Raw genomic sequence first — 12,446 nt, forward strand, 5'->3', positions numbered from 1 at the left:
TAGCCAAACAATAATTTGTGCGGCTCAGCGCTTTCTGTCTAGCGTCGGTTCGCACTCCGATTTATTGGAAATTTCACTATCCAGCGCGCCCCATTGATCGGACCTGTTCATGCTTCCTGTTCTTGCGCCTTATGCTCCCGCTCTTGTCGGTTTCATACTCCTGTTGCTGTTGATCGCTTTTGCGACCGAAATTCGGCCACCGGAGGTTACCGCCATAGGCGCGGCAGGCCTGTTGCTGGTTCTCGGCCTCATCTCAACCGACGATATACTGGCGGCAATGAGCAACCCTGCGCCGCTGACCATTGCCGCGATGTTCATCATTTCCGGCGCTTTGGTCAGGACCGGCACACTGGAAGCCTTTGCGCTCAAGGTCACCGGACTGGCCAAGTCATCACCGGTTCTGGCCACCGGCTTGCTGCTGGTTGCAATCGCGGCCTTGTCGGGCTTTACCAATAATACGCCGCTGGTGATGATGATGATCCCGATCGGTATCACGCTGGCCAAAGAACTCGGTGAGCGCCCCTCCAAGATCCTGATGCCGATATCCTTTGCCGCAATATTGGGCGGCACCTGCACCCTGATTGGCACTTCCACCAACATATTGGTCGACGGTGTTGCACAGAAGAGCGGCCTGACCGGCTTTTCGATATTCGAGATCGCTCCCGCCGGTATCGTGGTCGCGCTGGTCGGTGTCACCTATCTTGCACTGACCCGTCGCTATCTGCCGGATCGCGACACAATGTCCTCTCTACTCGAAGACGGCCAGGCGAAGCGCTACACGATGTCAGTCTTCATCGTCGGCACCTCGCCTTATGTCGGTCAGATAGCCGGCCAAGTTGATCTTTTCCGGAGTGGCGAACGGCGGCTGGTGGATGTCATCCGGGATGATGTCTCGATCCGGCAATCGATGGCGGAATGCGTGATCCGGGAAGGCGATGTTCTGGTTCTGCACACCAATGAAGCAGATGTAATGACCATTCGCGAGCGTGGTAAACTACCGCTGACAAAAAGCGACGACAAGCAACAGTTTGTTCCGATGTCATCACACAGGTCGATGCTGGCCGAGATATTGCTGCTGCCGGATGCCCATCTGATCGGTCAAAGCCTGAAAGATGCCGCTTTGCCGCAGCGCTATGGAGTCCACCCGATTGCGATGCACCGAAAGGGCAGCAATCTGACCGAGCAATATGAGAGTGCCACCCTGCAGGTCGGCGACACTTTGCTGCTCGAGGGCGCACAAAAAAATATCCGTCGTCTGGTCGCGGGCGAAAATCTGATGAACGTCAGCGAGCCCAAGACCCGCGGTTTCCGTAAACATAAAGCGCCTATCGCTATCGCAGTAATCCTCGCTGTCGTCCTTGCGGCTTCTTTCGACGTCATGCCGATTGCCGGACTTGCAGTGCTTGGAATGGCCGCGGTTTTGGTGACCCGCTGCATCGAACCGGACGAAGCCTTCGCCTCGGTTGACTGGCGGATCATCGGTTTGATTGTGGCGATGCTTGCTATCGGCACTGCGCTGGAAAATGCCGGTCTCGTCGAGATGTTGGTCGCGGCGGCGACTCCCTGGCTGTCTGGTATCCCTCCGGTTTTTGCTCTCGCGGCCATCTATCTGTTGAGCCTTATGCTGACTGAACTGGTTACCAACAATGCCGTCGCCATCGTGGTCACCCCGATTGCTATCCAACTCGCGATTTCGCTTGGCGTTGATCCGCGGCCGTTTGTGATTGCGGTGATGTTTGCCGCCAGCGCCAGTTTCCTGACGCCAATCGGCTATCAGACCAATACTCTGGTCTATGGTGCGGGCGGGTATCGCTTCCTCGATTTCGCCCGCTATGGCCTGCCGCTGACTGTCCTTATTGCCATCACCTCGATCCTCATCATTCCGCTGATCTGGCCGCTGTGATTGGACCTGTACTCATGAACGATCTCAGCCATGCCAAAGCCTTTGATGAATAATCCTCACTCACAGGCATCGGGGTCGTGGCCGTACCGATCCCATCGCAGGACATCCAGATCGGAGGGAGTCGAAGTCCCGTTGGTCAAAAATAGCGGATTCTTTTTGGAATTTTTCGGTCATGGCAGGTAGGCCAACTGACTTGGCTGGCTACTTGAGACCGGTGCGCGAACCATGCAATTCTGCTGGGCTAATGTTATCGTAGAACGGAAGCTCTGCAGACGGGTGCGTCGAGCATAGCTGAATACGCCTGAGATCGACTTGGCTTTGGTAGATAAATTTTAGCGGCGACTGCGCATTCCGGGACGACGGAAGTCGGAATGCGGCTTAAATCTGTCAAAAACCTGATACCCATCTTTGCACTTATATATTCCTTCAGCTTCGTGTGATTTGTTAAACTGAAGCAGTTTAATATCGAATGGCGTTTCAAACTCCAGGCCCGCACTGCCCAATTTGTACCAGCGGACAACTGTGTTAATCGGTTCGAAACCACCGATGGTGATTATAAGGCTCTCCCCGGTTATCAACTGAGTTTCAGTCTTGATTCCGGCGCCCTTTTCGGTGATATTTCTGATGGTTGCCGTACAATTCCCAATGCGGTCGTTAAACAATTGCAGTTTAACAAGTCGCGCGTGTCTTTGCGGTCGCGATCGCTGGTTGTCGATATGTTCATCCAACATAGTTGCCATACCCGTACTCGGTAGATGTTAATATTTACGTAACGTTCTGCTTTCAGTTAAGAGCCTGTCCCACGTCTCTCGGACAAATTTTCCTGCCTAGCATCCGATGATGTGTTCGGCTTTGCAAACAAAACGATAGAGGCACTTTTCCCGATTTGTGAACGCCTGCGAAGTCTGTCACGATTTCCGTTGTTTTTCTGGAAGTTTCTCTCGTCGGCTGTTGGCCCATAGCTTACATAAGCATCAAATCTGCTCTATCAGGAAAGCGGGCAGAGGCCATTTTGCGCACGACGAATATTTTGCAACCACGCTTCCCCCGTTCAAACAGTTCGTATCTGTGCTATTGTTGGAATATGAAGCTGTCTCCCCTCCGTATCGCCTTCATCCTCATGATCCTGTTTTGCGGGATCAGTGTTCTGGGAGGCTCGGCTATGTGGTCTGCGCTTGGTCTCACTGATGATCTGACGATTGAAGGCAATGCCCTGATCGTCCGCAAGGATGTCGGCAATGTTGGAGCAAGTTGGACAGAATATGGCGGCGACAAAGGGGGTAATCGCTATGTGGCAGCTAGCCAAATCAACACCGCTAACGTCGATCGGTTGACTATAGCATGGACCCATAAAAGCGGTGCATTTGATGGCAAGAGCGATGAAGCTCGGCAAAGCAGCGCTCTGCAGACCACTCCGATATTGGTGGAGGAATCGCTGGTATTTTGCACCCAGTTCAACGAGGTGATCGCCGTTGATCCGGGGACGGGCGAGGAAAAGTGGCGTTATGATCCCGACGTACCCACCGACAGCGATCCGGCCAACCAATATACTTGTCGCGGCGTCTCATACTGGAAAGACGAAAGAGCTAACAAAGGCTCCCAGTGTTCTGCGCGCCTGTTTACCGGAACGGTTGATGCGCGGCTCATCGCACTGGATGCCAAAACCGGAAAGCCATGCGAAGATTTCGGCACTGGCGGCACCCGGCGAATTCAACCTTCGATATCGCTCCGCTGGCCAGGCGAATTCCAGATCACATCCGCGCCGGCAATCATTGGCGACACGGTTGTAACCGGCACTTCGATTGGCGACAATCTGCGAACCGATGCGCCCAAAGGCACTGTTTTCGCTTTTGACGTGCGTACCGGGGAAACAAAATGGACCTTTGATCCGCTGTCCGGTTCGCCAGATATACGCGGTGGCCACAGCAATGTGTGGTCGACCATTTCGATCGATGAGGCACGCAAGCTTGTCATCATCCCAACATCCAGCCCCAGTCCGGACTATTATGGCGGCAACCGGCCGGGGGATAATCTCTATGCCAATAGTGTTGTCGCGCTGAATGCGGAAACCGGTACCGTCGCCTGGCATTTCCAGACGGTTCATCACGATATCTGGGACTACGACCTCCCCGCCCAACCGGGTCTTTATCAGGTCTGGCGCAATGGCAAGGCCCATGACGTGGTGGCGCAGGTAACCAAGACGGGCCTGGTATTCGTGCTCGACCGGGATACGGGAGAGCCCTTTTTGCCGGTCGAGGAGCGGGCTGTTCCGCAACAGGCTGAAAAAGGAGAAACCATCTCACCAACCCAACCCTTTCCTGTCGGAACGCCCAATATCGTTCCCGACAGGGTGGACCCAAGCGATGCCTTCGGGCTCACGCTTTGGGACAGGTTGGCTTGCAAGGCACAATTGGAGAATCTTCGCGCAGAAGGGCTTTTCACGCCGCCAACCATCCAGGGTACATTATCGCTGCCTTTCACCGGCGGCGGGGCCAATTGGGGCAGCGCCGCCTTTGACCCCCGGCGCAATTTGCTGGTGATCAACATGAACAATATCGGCCAATATACGCGGCTACAGCCCAATGTGAAGGATGGCGGCAAAGCGAACAAGATCAACGATGATGACGAATTCGCACCGATGGAGGGTGCACCTTACGGCATGACCCGCGCGGTGATTGTCTCTCCGCTCGGCCTGCCCTGCACGCCGCCGCCATGGGGGGTGCTGGCCGGGATTGATCTGGATAGCGGGAAGATCGTCTGGCGACAGATATTGGGGACAACCGAAGATCTTGCCCCCGGAGGCTTCGCGTCAAAACTGGGCACACCCGCGCTTGGCGGCCCGATAGTGACTGCAGGAGGGCTGGTGTTTATCGGCGCCACATCGGATCATTATCTGCGCGCCTTCGAAGCGGCGACCGGCAAGGAATTGTGGAAAGGCCGCCTACCCGCTGGCGGCCAAGCAACGCCGATGAGCTATGTCTGGAAAGGGCGACAATATGTCGTCATTGCCGCCGGCGGAGCCTCGAATTTGGACACGAAGCTCGGAGACAATTTGGTGGCATTCGCACTGCCACGGTAAATAGCGAGGAGCGAGCGGCATTTGTTTCCGGGCATCCGCAGGCGGAGTTTCAGTCGCCGCGCTGTCGTAATCCCCGACCTCAACACAATACTGGCAACAGCAGAGCAAAAGCAGGGACAAAATCAGGTTGAGCGGACGATAATGGTTTCCGGTGCAATCGAACTGTCCAGCGCCTTTGTCGGCGTCATTTGTCCGGCAAAGGCTTGCCCCGAGCCTTGCTATCGCAGCATCCGGTTCGTGACCGATGAGGAGGAACTCCTGACTGTCGCCAATATAGAAGTGGAAGCACAGCATTTTGCGGACATGTTTGGACTAAGACGGTCGAAATCCGAAGGATGACCTTATTTCTGCGTTGGTGCACGCGCATGGCGATGATATGGAGCCATTGACCATGCACGAGCGGCAGAACCTGATGCATCAGTTCATCACCGGCGGCTTTGAGACCACGCAAAGTGCCGTTGCCCATGCGATCTGGCTGCTGGTAAGAAGGCCGGAACTTCATCAGATTCTGTTCGAGAAGCCCGGCAAGATCAAAAAATTTGTCGAGAAAACCTCGCGCTGGGAAAGTCCGGTTCAGGGCCTGTTTCGGGTAACCCGGCGGGATGTGGAACTGGACGGCACGATGATCCCCGAGGGATCCTATGTGATCATACGCTATGGCGCGGCCAACCGGGGATACCGAGAATTTATATGCCCGCACAGATTTGACATGGAGCGGAGCAATGCCGGGGCACATTTGGCATTCGATTCCGGCGCGCATTTCTGCGTTGGCGCGAAACTGGATCGCCGGCAGATGACGACGGCCATTGGCGACATCACCCGGCGCCTCAAGAACATCAGGCTGGCCAAGGACCTGCCCGATCCGGTTCACGAGTGCAGCCTCGCCTTTCTGCCGATCGCGGAAATGCATCTCGGCTTTGAAAAACGATGAAGGCCAGCGCTAAAACTCTGCGACAGCGTGGCAGGCCGGAAGGCATATCCGGCGATCAGAGCCGCGCCAAGCTGATCGTCAATGCCTCACATCTCTTCGCTCGCCACGGCTATAAATATGTGAAGCTGTCCGATGTTGCGGAAGCATCTGGCATGACCGCTGCGGCCGTCTATAATCATTTCGAGTCCAAGGACGCCTTGTTCATTGCCGCGGTAGTCGATGTTTATGAACAGATCGCAGTCGCTTTTAACAAGGCCGCAGATTTTGAAGGTGATTGGCGCAGCAGGCTGAATGCAATTCTGAAATCAGCTTCTGAAATTTACCGGACGCATGGATTTTTCCAGGGCATCGGCAATGCAGCGCAAACGCAACTGCTGCGAAATCCCGATATATTCCACCGAATATTGGAAGCCAGGCTGGGTCTAACAAAGATATTCCAGGCGATTCTTGGCGACGCCGTTGTTGCTGGCGAGTTGCCCGATGTTACGAATGTCAACATCTCGGTCGAATTGCTTATGGCGTTTGTGATAAACGGCATCGGCTCGGTCACAGAGCTTCGTAACGAGCAAAGCGATTTTGACGCAACGGTTGCTGCATTCCGGCTGCTGATCGATCTGCCGGGCCAGCGTCCTGACGGCAGCTGACCTTCTCGATGGCACGAGAACGGTTAACCGCTGCCATTGCCTTCAAGCCAGTCGCTGCGCCAAAAGCACTTGGCGACGACTGGGCGATATCTTTCCAACCATGAGACCAGCGCAAACAACCTGCTGTAAATTTATTTACACTTTAACAAGATATATTCCCAGTTCTCAGACATTACGACTCATTAATTGACAAAAAACACTGGCGTGAACCCTTAAACCCGACCAAACATCCTTTCAGACGCTGCAAATAATTTTACAGCATATCGGATAACCGCCTCCCCAGTTTAAGGAAGAATATCATGTCTTATCAAGATTTCAAAAGCTCAGCCGACAGTCTGATTAACAGCCAGAACGGCACATGGACCGGCATTGACGCTGAGTCCGTTGCCCGCATGCAATTGCAGAACCGCTTCAAGACCGGCCTCGATATTGCCAAATATACCGCCGCGATCATGCGCGAGGATATGGCTGCATATGATGCCGACAGCTCCAAATATACCCAGTCGCTGGGTTGCTGGCACGGTTTCATCGCGCAGCAGAAGATGATTTCGATCAAGAAACATTTCGGCGACACCAAACGACGTTACCTGTATCTGTCCGGCTGGATGGTGGCTGCGCTGCGCAGCGAGTTCGGTCCCCTGCCCGACCAGTCGATGCACGAAAAAACTTCGGTACCGGCGCTGATCGAAGAGCTCTACACTTTCCTCCGCCAGGCTGACGCCCGTGAGCTGAACCTGTTGTTCCGCGACATTGATGCGGCGCGCGAAGCCGGCGACAGTGCCGCAGAGAAAGCGGCGATGGACAAGGTCGAGAATTTCCAGACTCATGTTGTTCCGATCATTGCCGATATCGACGCCGGTTTCGGTAATGCCGAAGCCACCTACCTGCTCGCCAAGAAAATGATCGAAGCCGGCGCCTGCGCCCTGCAGATCGAAAACCAGGTTTCCGACGAAAAGCAATGCGGTCACCAGGACGGCAAGGTTACCGTGCCGCATGAAGATTTTCTCGCGAAGATCCGTGCCTGCCGCTATGCCTTCCTCGAACTGGGCGTAACCGACGGTATCATCGTCACCCGCACCGATTCGCTCGGCGCTGGCCTGACCAAGCAGATCGCGGTTTCCAATGAACCGGGCGATCTCGGCGACCAGTATAACAGCTTCCTCGATTGCGAAGAAATCGATCCGGCGACCGCGAAAAATGGCGACGTCATCATCAACCGCGACGGCAAGCTGCTGCGTCCGAAGCGCCTGCCTTCCAACCTGTTCCAGTTCCGTCCTAGTACCGGCGAGGACCGTTGCGTTCTCGACAGCATCACCTCGCTCCAGAACGGAGCCGACCTGCTGTGGATCGAAACCGAGAAACCGCACGTTGAGCAGATTGCCGGCATGATGGACCGGGTGCGTGAAGTCGTTCCGAATGCGAAGCTGGTTTACAACAACTCTCCTTCGTTCAACTGGACGCTGAACTTCCGTCAGCAGGTCTATGATGCGATGGCTGCGGAAGGGCTCGACGTTTCCGAATATGATCGTGACGGCCTGATGGACGCGAAATATGATGACACCGAACTGGGTGAAGCGGCTGACAAGCGCATCCGCACCTTCCAGGCCGATGGATCTAAGCGCGCCGGTATCTTCCATCACCTGATCACCCTGCCGACTTATCATACTGCAGCATTGTCGACCGACAATCTGGCCAAGGAATATTTCGGCGACGCTGGTATGCTGGGCTATGTCCTCGGCGTGCAGCGCAAAGAAATCCGCGAAGGTATTGCTTGCGTGAAGCACCAGAACATGTCGGGCAGCGACATTGGCGATGATCACAAGGAATATTTCGCCGGTGAAGCAGCGCTGAAAGCTGGTGGTGCGCACAATACGATGAACCAGTTCGGCTAAACAGCCAGAGTTCGGGTGCCCCCAGCCCCCTTTGCGGGGCACCTGATTTAACAGTTTTCCTGGGGAGGAAAAACTATCCGTCGGCAGCGATGCCGGCGGATTTTTTCTGGGTGGACAATTGACCCGAACGCTATCAGGGTTTTGAGATTGGGTTTCAAATATTGGATTTGTAACCGGTCCAATCTTGTATAGGGGACAGGATGACATTGCGGAAATCCGCTTCGATATTGGCACTGGCAGCGATGCTCTCGTCCTGTGGCGGTGGCGGCGGCAGTAGCAGCCCTGTGAGCCTGCCAACCGGTGGCGGGGCAGCCCCGACGCCAACGCCCACGCCGGTCAGCACCACCTGTTCATTGCAAGGCCGTCAAAACTGGGCATTTGACCAGATCAACCAATGGTATCTGTTCGCGGAGACACTGCCAGCCAGCCTGAGCCCGGCGCCTTATGGATCGGTGCAGGATTATATCGATGCTCTTACCGCCACTGCACGCAGTCAGGGACGGGACCGCTATTTTACCTATATCACCTCGATCGCCGAGGAGAATGCCTTCCTCAACTCGGGCGCTACAGCGGGCTTTGGCATAAGGCTGAGCTATGACAGCAGCGCCTCGCGGGTGTTCGTTCTCGACGCATTCGAAGGCGCGCCAGCGCTGGCCGCCGGTATCGATCGTGGTGCGGAATTGCTTGCGATCGGAACTAGCAGCAGCAATCTCCAGACCGTCACGTCGCTCTTCGCGCAGGGTGGTGCCAGCGCGGTCAGCAGCGCGCTCGGCCCGTCGATCGCCGGGACCAGCCGCGTGCTGCGCTTTCGCGACGCAGCGGGCGTTGAGACGACGACCACCGTGAGCAAGGCCGCTTATGCGCTCCAGCCAGTCTCGCCACGCTATGGCGTGCAGATCATCGACAATGCGGGGACCCGGACCGGCTATGTCAATCTGCGGAGCTTCATCGACAGCGCCGAGCCGCAATTGCGCGATGCGTTTCTGCAGTTCCGCAACGCCGGTGTGACCGAGCTGGTCATCGACCTGCGCTATAATGGCGGCGGCCTGGTGCGGACCGCCGAGCTGTTCGCCGATCTGCTCGGCCGCGACCGTTTTGCCAGCGATGTCCAGTCGGTCACCCGCTTCCGCGCCAGCAAGTCGGCCAATAACGATACCCGCAACTTCCGGTTCGAGGAGCAAGCGGTCGCACCGACGCGGATCGCCTTCATCACCACCGGTGCCTCGGCCTCGGCCAGCGAGCTGGTGATCAACGCGATGATCCCCTATCTAGACGCCAATATGGCGCTGGTCGGCAGCAACACCTATGGCAAGCCGGTCGGACAGATCGGGCTGGACCTCAGCGCCTGCGACGACCGGCTGCGGATCGTCGCCTTTGCCACCGAGAATGCCGACGGCAATGCCGATTATTTTGGCGGCCTGGCCGGTTCGCTGGCGAACAGCTGCCAGGCGGCGGACGATATCAGCCTGCCGCTCGGCGATCCTGGCGAAGCCTCGACAGCGCGCGCTCTCGGCTTTCTGTCCGGCGCCGCCTGCACCCCGATCAGCGGCGCGCTCGAGGGCGCGACAAGCAGTGCCACGACACGCTCCTCCGCTCAACGCGCTCCGCTTTCCCAAGCTCGCGAGCTGCTGATGCCGGACCGGCCAACCCCGGCTCAACGCGAAGTGCCGGGGTCTTTCTGACATGGCCGCGCATCAGACCGATCACGCCGTGATGGAAGACAGTCTCGTAACGCTCGGCGATCGCTATGACGGCATGGCTGCCGAATTGTTCAACCGGTTTATCGCCGGTCACCCGCATTATGCCCCGGTCTTTCTCAACCCCGAAGCGGCGCGCGAGCGGATGACGCGGGAGACGCTGGAGGCGATGCTCGGGCTGGCGGCTAGCGAATGGTGGGTCGATCATGCGGTGACCAATTTCATCGACCTGCATCACAATTATGCCGACTTCACCCCGCATGACTATGCGGCCTGGTTTGCGCTGGTGATCGAGACCATGGCGACCCGCGCCGGTGCCGACTGGCCCGACGGCGCGAGCGCCGCTTGGCAGCGGCAGGCGGACGGGCTGGTCGCCAAGGTCGCGACCGTGGACCGCAACAGCGAAGTGCCGGTGCGGACGTGAGCGAAGCGCGGGCGATCATCGAACGGCTCGGCCTGCTGCCCCATCCAGAGGGCGGCTGGTATCGCGAGACCTGGCGCGCGCCGGCGGCGGAGACCGAGCGGGCGAGCGCAACCGCCATCTATTTCCTGCTCGAGGCGGCACAGAAATCCCACTGGCACCGGGTGGACGCGACCGAGCTGTGGCTCTGGCACGCCGGCAGCCCGCTCACCCTGCGCAGCGCGGCGGATGACAGCGGGCCGGTGGCGGACGTCAGCCTGGGTCCCGATATCATCGCGGGACAGGCGCCGCAGCATCTGATCCCGACCGGCCACTGGCAAGCGGCCCATGCGGACCGGGGCTGGACTCTGGTCAGCTGCATCGTCTCGCCAGCCTTCGAATTTTCCGGCTTCGAACTGGCGGCGGCAGATTGGTCGCCCGGCGGCTGAGCATCGCGGAAAATGGTGCCCCGCCATCTCAGGATGGACCGTAGAACAGCGGATGAAAGGCGACCACCGCCTGCGGTACCGCTACCCGCAAGGGCAATATCTGGTAATAAGCGGCAGGCTCGCCATCCGGGCAGAGGTCGGGAAACGGGCGGAAACCGAAGCGGCTGTAATAGGCGGGATCACCGGTCAGCACGCAGCCCGCGGCATTGCGCTGGCGCAGCATCTCTATCCCGGCCTCGATCAGCTTGCTGCCGATATGCTGCCCCTGCAATTCCGGCTCCACCGCGACCGGCCCCAGCGTATACCAGCCGGGCGAACCGTCGGCGGCAAATGCCTCCGTAAAAGTCACCTGCCCGACGACCGCATCGTCAAGCTCGGCGACCAGCGAGATGGCCAGCGCGCCGGCGTCCCGAAACCGGTCGATCAGATCCTGCTCATTGCCACCGGCATAGTCCATCGGCGCAAAGGCGCGCCGGGTGATATCGTGGATCGCTTGCCGATCGGCGGGCCGTTCCGGGCGGATGACAAGGCTCATCGCGCGGCAATCGCCCCGATCAGCAGGGCCAGCGACACGGTGCAGCTGACCGTCCGCACATGGTTCCACGGCAGCCAGCGCTGCATATAGCGGCGCCACATCGCTTCGGCGTCCGGACCTGCCGCGTCGGTCGCCTCGAGCGCATTGTTGAGCGGGACATTGGCCGCTGCGGTCACCGCCAGCATGCCGGCCAGATAGACAAAGCCACCGGTCACCATCTGCCAGGCACCCGCGTTGCCCCACTGCATCACGCCAAAGACCGCGAGCAGCAGACAGGCGAGACTGCTGGCGAAGAATAAAGGCAGGAACAGCGATTTCAGGATGATCCGGTTGATCGACTGCATCGCCGCCATGCCGGCCGGCCGCCCCGCCGCGTCCAGCGATTGCATGACAAAGGCGGAGAAGGTGAAATAGACGCCCGCCATGATGCCGACCGATAGCGCGGCGAACCAGAGGGTTGCGGTAATCACGTCCTGCAAGGGGCTTTCTCCTGCTGTTTTCCTGTGAGCTACATCGCCTGCATGTCAGGGTCAGCCCTTGGCAGCAGCAGCCCGAGCACCACCGCAACCAGCAACAATGCCGGAACGTCGCCGAGCATATGGCCCATATGTTCGGGGTTTTGGATTGCCTGCACCGCCATGATCAGGGCGTGGACCAGGCTCGACCAGATGGTGAACCAGATCAGCGATCGATTGGCCGCAGGATTGGACGCGGCGCGGATCAGGAATATGCCCAATGTCGCGTAGACCCCGACGATCATCATATAATAATGCGAGGCGACCGGCGGTCCTTCGTGCCACATCCAGCCCGACGGCCAGACCAGAGCCAGCGGATAGACGAGGCAGAATATCGCCCCGAACAAAACCAGCGCGACCTGCAAAAAGCTATAGCGTCCAATCATGATTTCTCTCCCGTA

The 12,446-nt window shown here is 57.9% G+C and carries 13 protein-coding genes; 9 read left to right on the forward strand and 4 right to left on the reverse strand.

The genetic code is table 11. The annotated features are described in order from the left end of the window. The first annotated feature begins 109 nt into the window (after positions 1–109). A complete protein-coding gene (locus AZE99_RS09455) occupies positions 110–1,903 on the forward strand; it encodes an SLC13 family permease (protein WP_067200239.1) in 1,794 nt (597 codons plus the stop codon). Positions 1,904–2,235: 332 nt separating this feature from the next. On the opposite strand, the gene AZE99_RS09460 is transcribed toward AZE99_RS09455, so the two are convergent. After that, complete coding sequence (locus tag AZE99_RS09460) at positions 2,236–2,634, reverse strand: hypothetical protein (protein WP_156472187.1); 399 nt, start codon at positions 2,632–2,634, stop codon at positions 2,236–2,238. 431 nt (positions 2,635–3,065) lie between these two features. Here AZE99_RS09460 and AZE99_RS09465 point away from each other — a divergent pair, with 431 nt between their 5' ends. From AZE99_RS09465 to AZE99_RS09500, 8 genes are all read left to right on the forward strand, one after another. Beyond that, entirely contained in the window at positions 3,066–4,982 is a 1,917-nt protein-coding gene (locus AZE99_RS09465) for a pyrroloquinoline quinone-dependent dehydrogenase (RefSeq protein WP_082788491.1), read from the forward strand. Positions 4,983–5,123: 141 nt separating this feature from the next. Then, positions 5,124–5,321 carry a hypothetical protein gene (locus AZE99_RS09470; RefSeq protein WP_067200244.1) on the forward strand — a complete coding sequence of 66 codons (198 nt, stop codon included), beginning with the start codon at positions 5,124–5,126 and terminating at the stop codon, positions 5,319–5,321. Between the two features lie 37 nt (positions 5,322–5,358). Continuing rightward, positions 5,359–5,913 carry a cytochrome P450 gene (locus AZE99_RS09475; protein WP_067200247.1) on the forward strand — a complete coding sequence of 185 codons (555 nt, stop codon included), beginning with the start codon at positions 5,359–5,361 and terminating at the stop codon, positions 5,911–5,913. After that, a complete protein-coding gene (locus AZE99_RS09480; RefSeq protein ID WP_067200249.1) occupies positions 5,910–6,557 on the forward strand; it encodes a TetR/AcrR family transcriptional regulator in 648 nt (215 codons plus the stop codon). Before AZE99_RS09475 ends, AZE99_RS09480 begins: the two co-directional genes overlap by 4 nt. A gap of 299 nt (positions 6,558–6,856) precedes the next feature. Next, on the forward strand, positions 6,857–8,449 hold the full coding sequence (locus AZE99_RS09485; protein WP_067200252.1) for an isocitrate lyase: 1,593 nt from the start codon (positions 6,857–6,859) through the stop codon (positions 8,447–8,449). Positions 8,450–8,649: 200 nt separating this feature from the next. Further along, positions 8,650–10,131: a S41 family peptidase gene (locus tag AZE99_RS09490; RefSeq protein ID WP_067200255.1), complete on the forward strand. Its 1,482-nt coding sequence runs from the start codon at positions 8,650–8,652 to the stop codon at positions 10,129–10,131. 1 nt (position 10,132) lies between these two features. Continuing rightward, positions 10,133–10,570 (forward strand): globin, encoded by a 438-nt coding sequence (locus AZE99_RS09495; RefSeq protein WP_067200257.1) that lies wholly within the window; start codon positions 10,133–10,135, stop codon positions 10,568–10,570. Continuing rightward, positions 10,567–10,995 carry a cupin domain-containing protein gene (locus AZE99_RS09500; RefSeq protein WP_067200259.1) on the forward strand — a complete coding sequence of 143 codons (429 nt, stop codon included), beginning with the start codon at positions 10,567–10,569 and terminating at the stop codon, positions 10,993–10,995. Before AZE99_RS09495 ends, AZE99_RS09500 begins: the two co-directional genes overlap by 4 nt. A gap of 28 nt (positions 10,996–11,023) precedes the next feature. Here AZE99_RS09500 and AZE99_RS09505 read toward each other — a convergent pair whose 3' ends face one another. Genes AZE99_RS09505 through AZE99_RS09515 form a run of 3 tightly spaced genes read right to left on the reverse strand, consistent with a single transcriptional unit; the run spans position 11,024 to position 12,431 of the window. Further along, positions 11,024–11,530, reverse strand: a complete 507-nt coding sequence (locus AZE99_RS09505) for a GNAT family N-acetyltransferase (protein ID WP_067200262.1) — start codon at positions 11,528–11,530, stop codon at positions 11,024–11,026. Continuing rightward, on the reverse strand, positions 11,527–12,000 hold the full coding sequence (locus tag AZE99_RS09510) for an anthrone oxygenase family protein (RefSeq protein ID WP_231862734.1): 474 nt from the start codon (positions 11,998–12,000) through the stop codon (positions 11,527–11,529). Before AZE99_RS09510 ends, AZE99_RS09505 begins: the two co-directional genes overlap by 4 nt. Positions 12,001–12,038: 38 nt before the next feature. Beyond that, positions 12,039–12,431: a DUF6632 domain-containing protein gene (locus tag AZE99_RS09515; RefSeq protein WP_067200265.1), complete on the reverse strand. Its 393-nt coding sequence runs from the start codon at positions 12,429–12,431 to the stop codon at positions 12,039–12,041. Between the last annotated feature and the right edge of the window lie 15 nt (positions 12,432–12,446).

Source organism: Sphingorhabdus sp. M41 (assembly GCF_001586275.1).
Classification (GTDB): Bacteria; Pseudomonadota; Alphaproteobacteria; order Sphingomonadales; family Sphingomonadaceae; genus Parasphingorhabdus.